This is a genomic window from Clostridium sp. AF50-3, assembly GCF_003477445.1.
GTDB classification, from domain to species: domain Bacteria; phylum Bacillota; class Clostridia; order Lachnospirales; family Lachnospiraceae; genus Otoolea; species Otoolea fessa.
In genome coordinates, this window is sequence record NZ_QUDH01000010.1 from 1 (window position 1) to 16,058 (window position 16,058).

Sequence of the window (16,058 nt, forward strand, 5' to 3'; positions counted from 1 at the left end):
TGCCGTAGCAATCCCGGACAATAAAATAGCCCCTTGCAGATTTGTCTGCAAAAGGCATCAGCCAGCCGCTTGGACTGCGGTACAGATAGCGGTGATCCAGTAAGAGAGCTACTGCCGTCTTCTCTGGGATTCCGATTTCCTTACAGAAATTCCGGATGCAGGTGCAATCTTCCGAATTTACAAAGGTGTCGAAGTAGTCTGCCTTGGGCTGTGCCGCATCCAGCTGTTTGCGGATACCCTCAAGCTGCTCTCTCTCGGCTACAAGCTCCTGTGCCAGTGTGTAGATGACCTCCGGATGCTGAATCACCTGATCCAAAATGGAATCGCTCATATACACACCATGCTTGCGAATGGACGGGAGAACTTCATCAAACACCCAGTGTTCAAATCGTTCTGCCGATGGCAGCTTGCTGTGAACGATCAGCCGGTAAACATCGCCTTCTGTGATAAAGGAGATTTCAACGACCTGCTCTCCAGCATCTCCATACTGATTCACCTTCTGAACGACCCCCTCGCGTTTCGTTAGGGGGCCTCTGCAATGGCGTTTCACTGCGGCGTAGGGATTCACATACCCCAACGCTTTCGCCACATCGCTTGCACAGAAGAAGGTCTTGCCCGCCTCTTGCAACACGCGGATCGAACCAAACTCCTGGTTCTCAAACACCTCCATCATCTGCCTTGACTGTCCGCCATGACTGCCCACATCGGTGTCATGGGTCTTCTGATTGAAATCCGTCATACCTGTTACCTCCTGCTCAAATTTGTCTCGCCGGATTTCGGGCGAAAAAAATAGAGCCTCGACCCATTCTCGTTTTCAAAGAATGAGCCAAGGCTCTATGTAACAGGATACCTGATATTAAATTTTTGCAGAATTTGTCAGAACTCGCCAAACGAACCTGACACTGTTTTTCATTCCGTTTCAGCCGGATTTTTGCCGAAAATCTGTCAAGGATATGGGGCTAATTTCCCCTCCAAAATGGCCTTCTGTAAACCCATTTTCCCACCCATTAGGCTCAAAAATAGGCCGTAAACCCATGGTAAACCCATCAAAATGGGTTAATTTGAAGTCAAATTTCCTCAAATTTCACCATCGGAATCAGGCGATTTCAGGCATAGAAAAAGCCCGGAAAATGGCGTATTTCCGGGCTTTTTTAGCATTATTAAGCTGTAGATTATCTCTTTGATAATTCCGACCCTTGAAAAATAAGGCTTTTCAAGGATTTTGTCAGTTACCCGTGTGTTACTCAAACTCCTCGGAGAGTTCTCCCGTTGTTTTATTATAACACACCCGTCCGGAACTTACACCTCAATGATGCGAACATGCTCCTGCTGACCGGACAGGAAAATTCCGTCGATAGTCTCAAGCATTTTCTTTCCCTCTACTGTGTGAATTGCCTTGATATAATACGACTGTCCTCTCACTGCACGTCCGCAGATGCTTTCATTGCCCCATGATGCAGAACGACGGAGATTCAGAGCACCATCACAATCAACGATCGCTCTTGTGGTCTTTTCCGGATAGATTGTGTCAGAATCGGACACCTGTTCCTCTGTTTTTCTTTCATCGTCTCCGGATGTCTCCTGCCCTGCTGCATCGTCTCCATCACCGGAGGTCTGCTGTCCGTTCTCCTGCTCGCTATTTGCCCCATTCTGCCCGTTTTCCGGTTCTACTGGTGTATTTCCTCCAGTGCCTCCGTTTTCGTCGTCTGTGGACGCTCCTGCGTTGCCCTGCTGTCTCTCTGCATCCTTTTCATCGGTGAGGGTTGTTGCTGCTTTGAGTTCCTCTGCGGTCATCGTGCCGACCTTGTTCCCGTCTGCATTGTAGGTGTTCACGCTACCGTCGGGATTTGTCTCCAGTGCTCCCTCCGGAACATTGTCCGTGAGTGAGCCGATGACGTTTCCGTTTTCATCCCACACAACCAGTTCCTCGTTTTTTGCTGCTGCTTTCAACGCTCCCTCGATTGTCTTGTATTCCTTGCAGTCCTCTTTTTTGAACTCCGTTCCTTTGCCTAAATAGTATAACATGTTTTCGCCCTCCTCTGCTACTTTTTGAGATATTGCTCGACGCAAATCCCACCACGTTTTTATATGCTACATACAACCACTTCACTCCGGACACATCCGTGTAATATCCATAACACTGACACGTCTCTCCGCTCTGCATTGTCGTCAAGACTTTCTTGTCTTTTCCTGTTCCTGCTCCCGACCGTAGATTCAACGCTCCTGCTCCCGTTACCTTGTACGTTCCTGCAAGGCTCTTGTTGAACCCTTTTGCGGTCTCCAGTTTCACGTTGCTATTGATTGGAACTGTCTGCGATGCACCTCCTCCAGATGTCTTTGCTCCATTGGTGAGGTTCGTCGCCACATGAGCACCATCGTTCAACAGAATGTCGCCCTCAAGCAAATACGCATCTGATGTCAGATATTTTTTATCTGTCAGCACCTCGAATCCTGCTGCCTTGAGTGCTGCCCGCAGGTTTCCGGTATAACATGCAGTGCTCACATTTTTCAGTTTCTCATTTTTCAGTCTATATCCTGCACCTTTTACGATTGCAGCAACACCGGACGAACAGTCAGCCTCGCACGGAACTGTGATTTGAGCAGGGTCGAAATTTGAATCCGCAAGGTTCGTCCAAAATGTTCCCCTGTGCGACTGACAATATCCGACCATATTGTTGACTGCTGCTGCCTTTGCCATCTGTGCAATGAGTTTTCTCGTTGCTGCATCCGGATGACGGAGAACGCATTTCCACGGTCTGTTATACCAGTTTATAACCTGCCACTCTGTTCCCGTCTGATCTCCGGCTTTTCCTCCGGAATATTTTCCTCTCTCGTCGTGTCCGCAATTTGAAATCATTTCTTTTCCTCCTTTTGTTTCTTATCTCCGGAATCATCTATCACTGACATAATGAATATAAAAGCCAGTATGAACGGAACTCCTATCCATATCACCGCCACCAATACCGACAAAATGAAAAATGTCAGTTTGACCATGATTCTGTCCTGTTCCGTTTCCTGTTCCTCGTAGTATTCCGGAAACAACTCTTTTTCCCGCTCCTCTTTTTCGGACTGCCTTTCAAGCATCCAAAAAATAACAAACGTCAAAACGAATGTAACTGCTGCCCCGATGATGTACACCGTCACCATCGTGCTCCAGTGCTGTGACATGAAAATCTCAATTTCACTCACTGCCCTCACCTGCCTCGTTCGCAATGAGTTTCTGCACCGCCTCATTGCTGTCAAGCATCGTTCTCATTTGCTCAAGAGCCTCGTCCACCATCATGCTGAACATGTCGAATGTGATGACCTTTGCAAGCCACTCAAACCTTGCCACAAACATGTCGTACACATACCGGAGTTTGAGTTTTCCTGTTCCTGCTCCCAGTTCCTTTTCTGCTTTTGTCACCGCATACAAGAGCCACTCTCTGACCTTGTTCAACTGCTTATCAGATGGCATTTTCACAAAAGAATAAATTGCGTACCCGATAGAGCCTCCCACTGCTGCTATTGCCACGATAACAAACCAATTTTCAACGATGAATTTCATCCCTGCACCTCCTCATTATTGTCTGCATTGATGTCATCCGGTTCGTTCTCGTGCTGTTTTCCTGTATCTTTCTTTGTAACCGTCTTTACTGACTTAATGAGTGCCATCGCACCGCCCTCCACTGACAGGAATCGAAATACATTCTCTGTCAATGTTGATGGTTCAGCACCCACTCTCACAAACACTATAATCGCCACAACTGTGTAGATAAATGCTGCAAGAATCATACAGATAACAACACGATTCATGAACTGACCGGAGACTTTGTTTTTCCGCTTTGCTGCCCGCTGTTCTATCCGGTACAATTTTCTTTTATGCCGGAAATACATGCGACGCTCTGCGTTCGTCATCCTGCTTTTGTTCACTTGTTGCCTCCTTTATGTGGTTGATTCTTGCCTGTTCCCGCCCTCCTGTTATTGGTCGGTCTTAATGTTCAAATTCATCCCGTCCAGTCTCTTGTGATACGATTTCAATGACTGCTCAACTATGAGAACCCTGTCGTGTAAATCCTGCACCTCTGCCCGTGTCTCTTTGTAGTCACGTTTGATGTCTTTGACATCGTCGGCAATGTTCTCCAGTTTTGTCATCATGAGTGTGTTCGCTGTCGCACGTTCCTCCGTCTCCTGCTCTGCATCCTTTTTGTCATTCCGCTTTTTATTGGAAATCCCGAAAAAGATTGCAAATGCGACGGAAATCCCGCTCAACAACAATGAGAGTTCAATCGTCACTCGGCTGCTCCTTTCCGAACGCTCCCACGTCGTCGGTGTCGCAGTATCGTCTCATGTGGTACTCAAGGACATCCAGTTTCCCGTCTGCCTCATTGACCATGTTCCGGAGTTCCTCTTTGACCCCCTCCTCCACTTTTGAGCGTTCAATCATTTCTTGCTGCTTTTTCACGATTCCGGACAACTCCTCCGTTATCTCGCACAACCGTGATATTATTTCAAGCGGTGTCATTTTACTTCACCACCGGAATATTTTTCTCCCGTGATGTATTCATATTCCTCCGCTGAAATACTTCCTTTTGTGACACGCTCTGCGATCTGTTCCTTGGTGAGAGTGCCTTTCTTGTACATTCTTTTCAGACTTTCGACAAGTATTTTCATATTAAATCAACCCCTCCTCAATCAACTGTTGTGTGTATTCGTCGATGACTGCATCTTTCTGAAACTGTGTCACGGATTCAACGATTCCTGTTGTGTTGGATGCAACAACCTCCTGCATGAGCGTCAATCTGTCATATTCCTCCCGTGACATCTCACGCTCCTCTCGCTGCCATCCGGTGATTTTCTTTCCGTCTGCATCCTCTTTCGTTGCTTTCTTGATATTGCGTCTCTGATATACCGTTGTCGGTGATGCTGTTGTGTCGAACTCCTCCGGCTGTTCTGCCTCCGTTCCGAACACTTCTCTCCATTCTTTCATGTTTTTCTCGCTCCTTTCTCTTTGAATGTTTGCTAACTATTTTCTTTAATTTCTTAACATTCACATAAGGCTTGACCCTTTGCAGGTACATGTCGTATGTGTCTGTATTGCTCAAGTAACCCATGTATGACAGAATTGCGGTCGCATCGTACCATGTGATTTTCTCTTTCTTTGCTACACGGTTGACTTTCCGTGTGCAACTCAACATGATGCTTTCCCGCAGAATCGTCTTGTCGTGATAGAACTGGAATCCCATGAAATCGAGTGGTCTCCCTTTTCTCTTTCCGGTCTTTTTCTCTGTGTAATCGAACCGGAACACCTGCCAGTTTCCTTTCATCTGCAAGTTGAACTTTTCTCTCAAGAATCTCTCAATCTCCTGCTGCATCCTGTGGAGTTCCTTTTTGTTCTTTCCGAACACCACCATATCATCCATATACCGGATATAATGCACCGCTTTCAACTGTTCTTTGATGAAATGGTCGAGAGGCTGCAACATGAAATTTGACAACCACTGCGATGTGTAAAACCCTAAAGGCAACCCGACCTCGCTCCCGTCAATTATCAGTTCGAGGATGTACAACATTCTCTCGTCTCTGATTTTCTTCTTGAGCCACGCTTTCAAGACATCATGGTCAACACTCTCGAAAAAGTGTCGAATATCCATCTTGAGAACATATTTGCAGTTCTTTTTGTCTCGCTGAATCCACCTCTCGATGTACTTTTTCCCATAATGAGCACCCCTGTTCGGAACGCTCCCGCACGAGAACTCATACATCCCTTTCATGAAAATGTCATAACACGCAGAGACGACAATGTGGTGAATCACCTGCTCATAATTGTATCGAGGTTTCTCAATCATTCTCACTTTTCTGCTCGTTCCCTCGTTGATGCAAACTTTCCCGTGTCTTGATGGTTTCCATGCCTTTTCCGGATGCGGTACGTCGTACCCCTCCGGTGCAGTGTTCTCAAGTTGCTCGACGACGTTCTTGACATGTCTCTGAATGTTGGTCGGCTCTAATATCACCGCAACGTCCGGACGTTCTGTTTTGCCCTTTGCTGCTTTATGAAATTTTTGCTCAACATTGCTATGTTCTAACATAGGCTTGTACAGGTTATTGACGGATTTCTTTCCCATCTTTCTTATCACCTCAAGGTCTTTCTGATATTCTTACTCGACCCTGCCTGCATCGGTATCATTTCCACTGGTTAGGTGTATTTCAACACCCTGCGGTGTAGGAAAAAGGTGTGCTTTTGGTTAAATGCTCCATAATTTGATAAGATTGGCTCGCCACGATGTTCGTGTTCACGTTCGTCGCAGGGTTGTTCACATTCCAGTACGACAAACCGCACTTCGACCCGTTGCCACGGTTGCCACCGAACAGGGCAAGGACGCACACCGATTCCCCTGTCATGTCAAGGTCATCTTTTTGTCATGTCGGAGATTCTATCACAATTTTTTCTGTTTGTGTCGGATGTGCCTCCCGTTTCCATCATCGTGGAAAATCCTTGTCATACCGGACACCTCGGAGGGTAAACCCTCCGAACCTCCCTTTTTATTGCGGGGGAGTATCTCCCCCGTTCCCCCTCGCTGCTTACGCAGCAGCAACAGGCGGTTTACAAGAAAGGCTCGCCACGATGGACGTGCTCACGCTCGTCGCAGGGTTGCTCACATACCAGCACGACAAACCGCACCTCGACCCGCTGCCACGGTCGCCACCGAACAGGGCAACTGCAACGATCGTATTGTTGAACCATAACCCATCACATTCGTATGTGGTCTCACTTCCGGATGCAACGGTCGGGATTCTTCCGATGTCGGATGCCATTTCCATTCTTGAACAGTAGCCTCCGGATGTTCCGGACGGTGTCAGTCCTGTGTTTGTGTACCCCGCACCTGTTGAGTTGTACGGAGGAACTGCTTTCACATGATAAACTCCGTTGATAAGCAGCAGACCTCTCAAACGTTTCCAGTAGTTCGCAAAGAAATTCTCGCAGTAAAATACTTTGACTGCCTGTGTGGTCGATGTATAACCGAAAAACTGTCCTTTTCCGTTGAGTGTTCCGGTCTGCAAGAAATTGTCGGACTGACTGTTTCCATTTCCAAACTTGCCCTGTGAGTTGGTGCTGCATGTAATCATCGTACACATTTCATACATGAGGTTGATTTCAGAAAATGACTGTTTATCCCATCTGTCACCGTTCTGCTTTGCTGCGGTCGTCTCCTGCTCGTCTGTCATGGACGCTGTCGGTGTGAGACCGGAGAGCGAACGCATCCTGCTGTTGACAACCGAACCCTCGTACATCGGGAAATATGTCACGGGCAGGACATTTCCGTCTGCGTCGGTGTGTGCGTATGCTTTGTATGTGTCATCGTACTGCTCCTCACAGAACACAACAAAATGATAATTGTTCTGTGTCCATCTCTTGACCCAAATCAGAGGAATCTCGGACATTGCATTTCCACCGTATGATGTTTTTGTGATGTCCGATGCTCCTCCGTTCAGCTTGAGAGCATGGTTTTCATGATTCAGTTCATAGTCAACCGTTCCGTCAGTTCTTACCATGACCGGACGGTTTTTCTTTACGAACCAAATATCTCCCCAGTCTCCATAATCGAACCCGCCTCCTGCGAAATTCATTCCTGCGGGTGTCATTCCAACCGCATCATAAAGATATTTGACACGGGTTGCCGGATTGCTGTCGAGGAGGTTGATTCTCATTCCATATCTTTTCGGTTTTGCTTTTGCGTCCTCGATAATTTTCTTTGTGTTGGAAAGAATCTCCTGCGACGTGGATTCTTTCGCCATGAATATTCTGTCACCTGCTGCCATTATTCACTTGCCTCCTTTGTGATTTCCTCAAAATACAACGTACCGTTTGAGATACCCATTCGATACTTGATTTGTGTCGCATCGTCCTCCAGTTCGACAGTCGTTGCCAGTGCTTTCATTTCTGCAAGCAACTCCGTTCCCTTTTTGACCATGTCGTCATAGTACGTTTTTGCATCTTTGTCCATTCCGGTCTTGATTTCTCTGACCTCCTCGATGTCAAATGCGACAGGGAGGCTCATGAACTCGGTCGAACCGTTACCGATTCGGATGATTCTGTGACCGCTTGTCGTGGTTTCGAGACCCAGTTCTCCATCATCGAGAACCCTCTTGCTCTCCGTCCACTCTGCGGTCGTTCCCTTTTTCAGAGTGATTGTTGCTGTTGCCATTCTTTTTCACCTCTTTCTCAAATTGTGTGTGACGTTCCTGCGATATACTTGTCATAATCGGTCGTGAACGGTGTTCCTCCCTTGACAAGCAGGAGGTCGGTTGATTTTGGTGTTCCTCCATCCACATTGATGTTGATGTCCGTCTCAAGTTCTCTGATGCGTTCATAATAGTCTTTGACTGCTGCCAGTATCGCATCAAGACCGGACTGACTGATGATGATTTTGTTTGCCTCCTCGGTCGCTGTCAGACATTTCTTTGTCTGCTTGATTGCTGCCTCCATCGCCTCGACACATTTTGCAATCGCCTTTGCGGTGTCATCCTCTCTCCGGCTCTCTTTGATTTCTCTTGCCTTTTCAGCAGCCTCTCTCAACCGCTCCTGTGCCTGTCTGACCGCCTCTGCTGCATCAATGGTGTTCTGTGTGTCCTGTGCGATTTGCAGAGCCTCTCTCGCTGCTGCAATGGTGTTCTCCAGTCTTGTATATTCTCCGGAGTGAATGATTTCCGATTCATCCCGCTGTGACGGAAAAATCTCCATCTCAAACGTCGCACTCGTCAGCAATGCACCATTTTGATACAACTGCACCTCACATAATGCTGTTCCGTGAACCTGCAACATGCCTCTTGTGAGAGGAATGAGAGCCTCATTTCCGGACTTTTCTCCATCGTTGTGAACGTGTGTCTTGTCCGGTTTGGTCATGTTGATAATGACCTCCACATTGTCCGGTATCTCATACACGACACCGTCCTCCATGAGCGTCACTCCGATGTACCGTGTTCCCATATCCATCTGTTTCGCTGCAACTGCAAAATGCTGTGTGTCTCCATACAAATCCACTTTGATGTGTCTAATGATTTCCAATTTTCTCACCTCCTCATGACAATTCTTGCTCGGTTCTCTGAACCTCCTCGAATGACAGTCTTGTGTTTGCCAATTCGACCTTGTTCTTTTCTTTCGTCAACGGGTATTCATAGAATTTCACAATCCTGTGGCTCTCACGGATTCCCGTTGACTTGGAGATCAGCAGCACCGTGTCTCCCAGTGCTATACTGAACACCTCTTTGTACTGTTCTTTTTTCTCCTCGTCCTGCACTGCCTCAACAAGATTGATGATTTCTGCTGTGTACGACCTGTATGGTTTGGAAAGTTCGTCCAGTTTCGCCTCCGCATCCTCTTTCAGTGATTCCGCATCCGTGTATCTTTCATCTTTCCACGTCATCGTTTTCACTTTCTTTGAATACTGGTGATTCTCAACATAATTTTTCCCGTCGATATTCAGCATCAATCCATCTTTCCCTATCGGAATGAGCCTTGTTGCAAAGTCGTATGAGTTTGACTGTACCTGCAACCGCTTGAGATTCAGACGTTCAATGAAATATGCTCCTCTGTCCTCTCCGTATTTCTCATATACCGAAATTCCCTTGTTCAGAGAATCGAACACCATCTCGCATCTATACGTTGTGATTGCCTGTTGAGCGACATCCCATGCAGAACAGTTCTGTTCTATCCGGATTGTTCTCTTTTTGGAAACATCGCACCGGATGACTTTCCATCCAGTTCCGTCGATTGCCTCTGTCAGACATTCATCGACCGTCTTTTCCACAGTCTCAAATCCCTGCGGATATTGTTTGCCCTCCAGTTCCTCGACGTTCAATGTTCCGGTGCATTTGTACCATTCCCCGCTCGGCTCGACCTGCTTGATAACAAATTCGTCCGTGTCGGTTCTGATATATCCCTCCTCTTTGATGTCCGCTGCATACCTGTTTGTCTTTCGGAACTCGAATGTGATTTCCTTATCTCCGGTCTTGAGAGTGCTTGTGATGCACGTTTCTTTTATTCCGGATAAAATACACACCTTTTCGTGTGAATCATTGTACAAATCCATCTGACCGCCTCCTATAACCACATAGGTTTATACTGCAATGTGACAAGTGCGTTATTGTCAGAGAAAATGAGATGATGTTCCTTTTCCTGCCCTGTTGTGAGATACGGAAATTCCATCAATGACACATCCTTGAACTTGTTCTCTCCGTCCATCGTTGCAAATCCTGTTTCTCCGTCAATGATGACGGTTGCTCCTCTCGGAATCGTGTCGATAATAATTTCACCGCAGGAAAGACCGTTGATTCTTAACTGCTCAATGTACTCCGTTGCTGTGATTGTCAGTCTGCACGGTGTCGCCCTGTTTCCCTGTGCCTCAAATATTGCCTCATACGCTCCCTGCCAGTTCAAACTCACTTCGTCGCTGAACCAGTACCCCGTGAATTTGAACTCTGCTGTGTACCGTGTTTTCGTTATTGTCTTGCTCAACGAGTTCCCCGTCATATATGCCTTAAAATGGCGACTGTACCCGTCCAGTGTAAGGACAACACCTTTCTGCAACTCTGCATTGAAATCACTGACATGTTTTTGAACCTCGTCTCTGTCTTTTCCTCTGAACAGGACTGTCACTGTCAGTCCGGACAATGGTGTGTATGTTTCGGATTCCGACGGTATCAATGCCCCGTCGAACATCTCCACCGTCACCCCCGTCTGTGGAGGCTCGAAATCAACTGTCAACTGCTTTGCATCGAATGACCGAATGTCTATGCTGTCAATTTTCATGTCCTCACCTCCGTTTTTTTGTTGCTATTGCAAGATTATCACTGACCTTTTCGGTCGTTCTGCTTGCCACTTCGTCTCCGTCAATATAGTTGTGAACCTCGATAAAAGCGTTCACATTCTGATTGATCGCTTTCAGCTTTCGGTCAAGCATTGAGTTCAATTCTGTGTAGAACTCTGCAAGTGGCAAAATTGCCTCTGCTCCTGCCTCTCCTCCGACCATGAGCCTCGTTCCATTCATTCCGAACACTGTCGGACTTGTCATGATTCCTCCTGTTTTGTACCATTCAACACCGAATGACGGTACAGATGGAGGGTTCAGACTGAACGAACCGGATATACTAAAATGTGGCATTTTCAAATGTGGCAATGACCACTCAAAATTGAAAAATCCCTTGATTCTGTCGATAGCATTTGAGACCGCTGTCTTTGCGGATTCCATCTTTTCGCTGAATTTTGCTCGTATGCTCTCCATGACTGAACCGACCGTTGAAAGAGCACCGTTCAATTTTGTCGAGAAAGATGACTTAATGCTGTCGAGTTTTCCACCTGTCAACGTGTTCGCTGTGGACATGAGTGAGTTCATCGTGTCCTTGATGCCTGTGAATGTAGCCGACACAATTCCTTTCATGCCCCCGCCTTTTTCGTTATAGGCAGATTTCATATTTTCCAGTTTTGTGGAAACATTGGTCTTTGCGGTCTCCATGAGATTTGTCGCCGTGTCCTTGATGTTTGTAAACCTCGTTGACCATCCCTGTTTTACGCTCTCGACCTTGTTTGTAAAATCGTTCTTGAGTGACAGGAGTTTGTTGCTCGCATCTGTGTTCCACTGCTGCATCGTCGTTGAAATCGTCGATTTCATGTGAGACCATCCGGTTGACACATAGGACTGTATTCCGGAAATCTTCGTCGTGAAATCGGTTCTGATTTCCGTCAGTTTATTTGATGCGTTTGTTTTCCACTCGGTCATCTTGGATGTGACCGTCGTTTTCATATTCTCCCAACCCTCGGAGACTTTCGTCTTGATTTCCGATGTCTTTTCGGAGAATTTCGTCTTGATTTCTGTCAGTTTTCCTCCCGACAGATTATCAACGAACGTGAATCCGGCTGTGTAATAGCCTTTGATTCCCTCCCATCCTGCTGCAACTACTCCTTTAATACCGCCCCCGTTTTCCTCATAGGCGGTTTTCATGTTCCCCAGTTTCTCCTTTGCGGTGTCAACTGCTGCCCCCATGAACTTTGTGACAGTATTTTTCACCGCTGAAAACGTCTTTGTCGCTGCTTGTCCGACTGCACTATTCGCAACCGAATCTTTTATCTCGTTCACCTTATTCGTGACCGCCTCTTTTGCTTTCGAGAACGCTCCCGTTATGGTTTCCTTGATTGCGTTGAATTTCTCCTTGACGTTACTCCACAACTCGGATAATTTTTCTTTGACCTTATCCCAGTTTTTATATAAAGCGATTCCTGCTGCGATCAGTCCTGCAATCAGTGTCACAATTAAAATAATCGGACACAGATTCATGACTGCATTGAGGGCGGTCTGTGCCACCGTCATTCCTCCAGTCACTCCGGTCGCTGTCGCTGTTGCTGCGGTATGTGCTGCCTCCGCTGCTGCCCCTGCTGTGTCTGCTGCTGTTCCTGCTGCGGTTGCTGCTGTCTTGGCTGTTATCTTTGCGATGATTCCTCCGACAAACGATGCAAACTGTTGACCTGTTTTCACCGTCGTCGATATTCCCTGTGCTACTTTTCCGAATCCGATTGCTAAAGGACCCACCGCAGCCACCACAAGACCGACCTTGATGATTGTCTGCTGTTGCCCCTCGTCAAGAGAGGTGAACCACTTTGTCAGTTCTTGAATCTTTGTCGTCACCTTTTCGATGACTGGTGCTGCTGCGGTCTGTGCTGTTGTCGCCAGTGTTGACAATGCCAGTTTTGCATTGTTCATCGCTATTGTTGCATTATCAATCGGGTCGAGTGTTCCGTTGTATGTGTCCTCGACCGTCGTTCCATATTCTGACATTGAGGATGACAGGCTTGTGAGGTCAATTCTGTTCTCTCGGATTGCTGTCGCCATTTCCGCAGCACCCTTTTTCCCGAACAGTTCTGTCGCAATCTGTAAAGCCTCTGTGTCCGTCTTTGCGTTCTTAATGCTGCCGATTGTCTCCTCCAGTGCGACATCCATTGACTTTCCCTCGGCTGTTGCGTTCTGCAATGCCTTTTTCAGTCCTGCCAGTGCTGTCGTAGAATCAACACCGTTCGCATCGAATTGAGCCATCAAATTGATTGCTTGTGGTAATGACAACCCCATCTCTTTGAACGCTGAATTGTTATCCAGTACATAACTTTCGAGTTTGTCAACGGAAATTCCTGTCTCCTGTGCTTTTGATGTCAGCAATCCCAACAGATTCCCCGTCTGTGATGTGTCTATGTTCCACGCTTTCATGATTTTGTCCACTTGGTCAACAGACTGTGTCACATTCGTTCCGTTTATGCTCGAAAACTGAATGAATTGCGTTGACAGGCTCTCCAGTTCCTCTCCTGTCGAATGAAATCTCGTGTTTACTTCACCGATAGCCTCTCCGACCGTTGACATGTCCTCCGGCATACTTCCGAAAACATTGTCCGCAGATGCGGTCAATCCCTCCAGTGCCTCTCCGGTTGCTCCGGTCTTTGTCACTATCGTGTCATATCCCTCGTCGAGTTCCTTGAACGCTGCGATTGATGCTGCTCCTATTGCAGCAATTCCCGCAGAAACGACGGACATTTTCTTTCCGAAACTCTCCATCTTTTGTCCTGCTTTGTCACAACCGCTTGCAAATTCATTCAGTTTATGATTTTTCAGTTCCTTGTTTACTTTTTCGAGTTCAGATTCCATCTCGACGAGTGATGCTTTTGATGCGTTCGTCTTTGTGGTCTGATTTGCAAGAGCAGTCTCCGTCTTTCCTATTGCTGTCTCGTTTGCCTTAAATTCCTGCTCCAGTTTGTCGAGTTCCTCTTTCAGTGCCTTTGACTGCTCTGAATTTGCTCCGGTCGCCTTTGTTGAATCCTCATAGGCTTTCTTTGCTGCCTCGACCTTTGTTTTCAATTCCTCCTGCTTTGTCTTTTGGTCTGAAAGTTTCTGTGTGAGTTTTGCTTGTTGCTCACTGTTTAATTGAACGATATTCTTTTGCAGAGTGATTTTTTGAGTGAGGCTCTCGGCTTTCGCCTTGAGTTGGTCTGCTGCCGAACCGAACGCTTTTGCTTGCGTCTGTGCCAGTTTGAACTCACTGGATAACACTTTCATCTGTGACGCAGCGGATTTCATTTGTGACTGATAATCAGACGAATTTGCTGAAATCTTCACGCTTGTATGTGCCATCGGTTCTCCTCCTCTCTGTGTTATGTGTTCTCGTTCACCGTTTCAAGTTCAAATTTCAGATATTTCAGCAGTTCAATGATATTTTCTTTCATGCACTGCCCGTATGATTCCCGCATGAGCCGAATCGCAATTTTTGTCACACGGTCAACGATTTCTCCGCATATCTTCCATGTGTTCTGTTCTTCCTGCTCCTCGTCCTCATACCCATTCTCACGGTCATATTCGTCGAACGCAGATGTCTCTCTTTCGATTGGCTCTGTCTCGACAATGTTCAGCAACGCATCGGAAACAATATCCTGCATGATGAAATGAATCCCCTTTGATGCTGTCAGAAATTCAATGACATCCACCTCACCCAGTTCATCGAGAGACATCCTGTTTCCGAATATCTCTTGAATAATTCTTTTGTTGAAAAACAGTGCATCCGTTATTTTGTCCGAACCGTTTTTCTCCATGAGTGCAGCATATTTCTTGTACTGCTCAACCGTTATGTTATTGATGAATACTTTTCCTGTGCTGCAAGTGATTGTTATTTCCGGAATCACTTGCCACTCTGAAAATTTTTCATCATCTTGTCCATTCTCTTGTTCATTTCCTCTGCGATTCCCATGTCAATCATGTTGAACTCGATGACGATTCCTGCTGCATCCAGTCCGCTCTCTGCGTCCTTTAACTCGTCAACCGTGAACTGATTTCCGTATGCTTTGCAGATGAACAACATCATCGCCTCAATTTCCTGTCGTGAGTATCTTTTTGACGCTCTCTCGGATGTCGCAGCGTCAATCTGTTCTGCAAGTTCGAGATATTCCATGTATGTGTCCGCAGACATTTTCTCCATTTTGAACTCTTTATGATTCACGATAATTTTTCTATTCATTGAATTATCCTCCTGTTATATCCTCTCTTGTTTTACGCTGCTGCGTCCGGTGCTTCCTGCACTTTTGAGAACCAGTCTTTGATTGCTGTTGCTGCATCCGTGTCCTCTGCTACAAGGTTGGATTCATCAACAGATACCTCATACAGATTGTCGATGCTACGCTCGTAGAAACTGCCTTGATGCTCTTGGTTGTAGGTGACAGTTTTCCCTCTTTAGTGCTTGCCTCCTCGCTGATACCCTCTGCAAACTTTCCGACATAAAGCCACTTGAACTCATATTTTCCGTTGAGTTTTCTTTCTCTCCATCCGACAGCGACCTCCGGTGCTCTGTCGTCAGATGACTTTCTCAAGAATCCTTTCTCGTACAACTGCCCGAACAGAATCACTCTGTCCTGCGGTGCAAGAGCATTGATTTCCAGTTCGACATCTGTTCCCTCGTATGAGGTGATGACCTCCTCGGTGTTATCGTCGGAGTAGATTTTCTCACTTGTCCACTTTTCATCAATTTTCGCTTTGATTGCCCTTGCTAATTTCACCGGAGTTCCGGCTGTGTATGCTGTTGCAGTATTGCTCTGCACCAGTGCGATGTAGAAATCTTTCAGACCGCAAGTTCTACTCCTTACAATCTGCTGTGTGGTTTCATTTACCTGTGTTACTGTTTCGCTCATGATTTTTCCTCGCTTTCATAATATTTTGTGAATCGCTGTGCTTTCATATAGATTCCATCCTCCGGTTTTGAATCGTCTCCGTTTCTCCCCTCGAATGAGAACCCACTCTCTTTCATGAGAGACTTGATTTCCCTTGCCAGTTCCACCTCGTCCTCCTTTGAGAAAATGGTGACTTGCAAGGAAAGTGTCACTCCCTCCGCATCATCATCCGAAAAATTATCATCGGTTTCGCCCAAATCCCACAATGTCACATGACATTTGTTGAGGTCTTTGTCATACCACCCCTGCATCACGGTGATTCCTCTGTCCTCTATCGGCTTGAGTGCGTCTGATGCGTCTTTTATGATGTCCGGACTGCTGTCCATGC

General features: G+C 46.6%; 21 protein-coding genes. All 21 read right to left on the bottom strand.

Translation table 11 applies throughout. The features are described 5' to 3' along the window. A partial coding sequence (locus tag DW085_RS11620) for a phage antirepressor KilAC domain-containing protein (protein WP_118492878.1) occupies positions 1–739 on the bottom strand: 739 nt, incomplete at its 3' end. Positions 740–1,299: 560 nt separating this feature from the next. Further along, entirely contained in the window at positions 1,300–2,025 is a 726-nt protein-coding gene (locus tag DW085_RS11625; protein ID WP_118492880.1) for a hypothetical protein, read from the bottom strand. Beyond that, on the bottom strand, positions 1,907–2,857 hold the full coding sequence (locus DW085_RS11630) for an SH3 domain-containing protein (RefSeq protein WP_243034014.1): 951 nt from the start codon (positions 2,855–2,857) through the stop codon (positions 1,907–1,909). The genes DW085_RS11625 and DW085_RS11630 overlap by 119 nt, the downstream gene beginning before the upstream one ends. Next, entirely contained in the window at positions 2,854–3,189 is a 336-nt protein-coding gene (locus DW085_RS11635; protein ID WP_118492882.1) for a hypothetical protein, read from the bottom strand. Before DW085_RS11635 ends, DW085_RS11630 begins: the two co-directional genes overlap by 4 nt. Continuing rightward, entirely contained in the window at positions 3,182–3,547 is a 366-nt protein-coding gene (locus DW085_RS11640) for a hypothetical protein (protein WP_004605283.1), read from the bottom strand. Before DW085_RS11640 ends, DW085_RS11635 begins: the two co-directional genes overlap by 8 nt. Beyond that, a complete protein-coding gene (locus DW085_RS11645) occupies positions 3,544–3,912 on the bottom strand; it encodes a hypothetical protein (RefSeq protein ID WP_003506207.1) in 369 nt (122 codons plus the stop codon). Before DW085_RS11645 ends, DW085_RS11640 begins: the two co-directional genes overlap by 4 nt. Before the next feature lie 48 nt (positions 3,913–3,960). After that, positions 3,961–4,275, bottom strand: a complete 315-nt coding sequence (locus DW085_RS11650; RefSeq protein ID WP_004605281.1) for a hypothetical protein — start codon at positions 4,273–4,275, stop codon at positions 3,961–3,963. Then, positions 4,265–4,444 carry a hypothetical protein gene (locus tag DW085_RS11655; protein WP_227056834.1) on the bottom strand — a complete coding sequence of 60 codons (180 nt, stop codon included), beginning with the start codon at positions 4,442–4,444 and terminating at the stop codon, positions 4,265–4,267. Before DW085_RS11655 ends, DW085_RS11650 begins: the two co-directional genes overlap by 11 nt. Positions 4,445–4,500: 56 nt before the next feature. Further along, positions 4,501–4,653: an XkdX family protein gene (locus DW085_RS11660; RefSeq protein ID WP_081337312.1), complete on the bottom strand. Its 153-nt coding sequence runs from the start codon at positions 4,651–4,653 to the stop codon at positions 4,501–4,503. Between the two features lies 1 nt (position 4,654). Continuing rightward, on the bottom strand, positions 4,655–4,804 hold the full coding sequence (locus DW085_RS19180) for a hypothetical protein (RefSeq protein ID WP_004605279.1): 150 nt from the start codon (positions 4,802–4,804) through the stop codon (positions 4,655–4,657). Between the two features lies 1 nt (position 4,805). Continuing rightward, positions 4,806–6,104 carry an RNA-directed DNA polymerase gene (locus tag DW085_RS11665; RefSeq protein ID WP_118492883.1) on the bottom strand — a complete coding sequence of 433 codons (1,299 nt, stop codon included), beginning with the start codon at positions 6,102–6,104 and terminating at the stop codon, positions 4,806–4,808. A 457-nt stretch (positions 6,105–6,561) separates the two neighbouring features. Continuing rightward, positions 6,562–7,800 (bottom strand): hypothetical protein, encoded by a 1,239-nt coding sequence (locus tag DW085_RS11670; protein ID WP_118492885.1) that lies wholly within the window; start codon positions 7,798–7,800, stop codon positions 6,562–6,564. Further along, positions 7,800–8,186, bottom strand: coding sequence for a hypothetical protein (locus DW085_RS11675; protein ID WP_003506196.1), 387 nt, complete (start codon positions 8,184–8,186; stop codon positions 7,800–7,802). The genes DW085_RS11670 and DW085_RS11675 overlap by 1 nt, the downstream gene beginning before the upstream one ends. A gap of 17 nt (positions 8,187–8,203) precedes the next feature. Beyond that, positions 8,204–9,046, bottom strand: coding sequence for a hypothetical protein (locus tag DW085_RS11680; RefSeq protein WP_347475074.1), 843 nt, complete (start codon positions 9,044–9,046; stop codon positions 8,204–8,206). Between the two features lie 13 nt (positions 9,047–9,059). Further along, positions 9,060–10,070, bottom strand: a complete 1,011-nt coding sequence (locus DW085_RS11685) for a phage tail protein (protein ID WP_207724089.1) — start codon at positions 10,068–10,070, stop codon at positions 9,060–9,062. A gap of 11 nt (positions 10,071–10,081) precedes the next feature. Beyond that, positions 10,082–10,789: a hypothetical protein gene (locus tag DW085_RS11690; RefSeq protein ID WP_055062298.1), complete on the bottom strand. Its 708-nt coding sequence runs from the start codon at positions 10,787–10,789 to the stop codon at positions 10,082–10,084. A 4-nt stretch (positions 10,790–10,793) separates the two neighbouring features. Beyond that, on the bottom strand, positions 10,794–14,147 hold the full coding sequence (locus DW085_RS11695) for a phage tail tape measure protein (RefSeq protein ID WP_226970630.1): 3,354 nt from the start codon (positions 14,145–14,147) through the stop codon (positions 10,794–10,796). Positions 14,148–14,167: 20 nt separating this feature from the next. Then, on the bottom strand, positions 14,168–14,692 hold the full coding sequence (locus DW085_RS11700) for a hypothetical protein (RefSeq protein ID WP_055062299.1): 525 nt from the start codon (positions 14,690–14,692) through the stop codon (positions 14,168–14,170). Beyond that, positions 14,689–15,024, bottom strand: a complete 336-nt coding sequence (locus DW085_RS11705; protein ID WP_055062300.1) for a hypothetical protein — start codon at positions 15,022–15,024, stop codon at positions 14,689–14,691. The genes DW085_RS11700 and DW085_RS11705 overlap by 4 nt, the downstream gene beginning before the upstream one ends. A gap of 109 nt (positions 15,025–15,133) precedes the next feature. Further along, positions 15,134–15,691 carry a major tail protein gene (locus tag DW085_RS11710; protein ID WP_243034015.1) on the bottom strand — a complete coding sequence of 186 codons (558 nt, stop codon included), beginning with the start codon at positions 15,689–15,691 and terminating at the stop codon, positions 15,134–15,136. Next, the gene (locus DW085_RS11715; protein ID WP_118492889.1) at positions 15,688–16,056 is read right to left on the bottom strand and encodes a hypothetical protein; all 369 of its coding nucleotides are present in this window, start codon (positions 16,054–16,056) and stop codon (positions 15,688–15,690) included. Before DW085_RS11715 ends, DW085_RS11710 begins: the two co-directional genes overlap by 4 nt. Positions 16,057–16,058 lie beyond the last annotated feature (2 nt).

Coding starts and splice junctions, on each gene's coding strand:
- DW085_RS11625 (WP_118492880.1), bottom strand. CDS start 2,025: ATGTTATACTATTTAGGCAAAGGAACGGAGTTCAAAAAAGAGGACTGC.
- DW085_RS11630 (WP_243034014.1), bottom strand. CDS start 2,857: ATGATTTCAAATTGCGGACACGACGAGAGAGGAAAATATTCCGGAGGA.
- DW085_RS11640 (WP_004605283.1), bottom strand. CDS start 3,547: ATGAAATTCATCGTTGAAAATTGGTTTGTTATCGTGGCAATAGCAGCA.
- DW085_RS11660 (WP_081337312.1), bottom strand. CDS start 4,653: ATGAAAATACTTGTCGAAAGTCTGAAAAGAATGTACAAGAAAGGCACT.
- DW085_RS19180 (WP_004605279.1), bottom strand. CDS start 4,804: ATGTCACGGGAGGAATATGACAGATTGACGCTCATGCAGGAGGTTGTT.
- DW085_RS11665 (WP_118492883.1), bottom strand. CDS start 6,104: ATGGGAAAGAAATCCGTCAATAACCTGTACAAGCCTATGTTAGAACAT.
- DW085_RS11670 (WP_118492885.1), bottom strand. CDS start 7,800: ATGGCAGCAGGTGACAGAATATTCATGGCGAAAGAATCCACGTCGCAG.
- DW085_RS11675 (WP_003506196.1), bottom strand. CDS start 8,186: ATGGCAACAGCAACAATCACTCTGAAAAAGGGAACGACCGCAGAGTGG.
- DW085_RS11685 (WP_207724089.1), bottom strand. CDS start 10,070: ATGGATTTGTACAATGATTCACACGAAAAGGTGTGTATTTTATCCGGA.
- DW085_RS11690 (WP_055062298.1), bottom strand. CDS start 10,789: ATGAAAATTGACAGCATAGACATTCGGTCATTCGATGCAAAGCAGTTG.
- DW085_RS11695 (WP_226970630.1), bottom strand. CDS start 14,147: ATGGCACATACAAGCGTGAAGATTTCAGCAAATTCGTCTGATTATCAG.
- DW085_RS11705 (WP_055062300.1), bottom strand. CDS start 15,024: ATGAATAGAAAAATTATCGTGAATCATAAAGAGTTCAAAATGGAGAAA.
- DW085_RS11710 (WP_243034015.1), bottom strand. CDS start 15,691: ATGAGCGAAACAGTAACACAGGTAAATGAAACCACACAGCAGATTGTA.
- DW085_RS11715 (WP_118492889.1), bottom strand. CDS start 16,056: ATGGACAGCAGTCCGGACATCATAAAAGACGCATCAGACGCACTCAAG.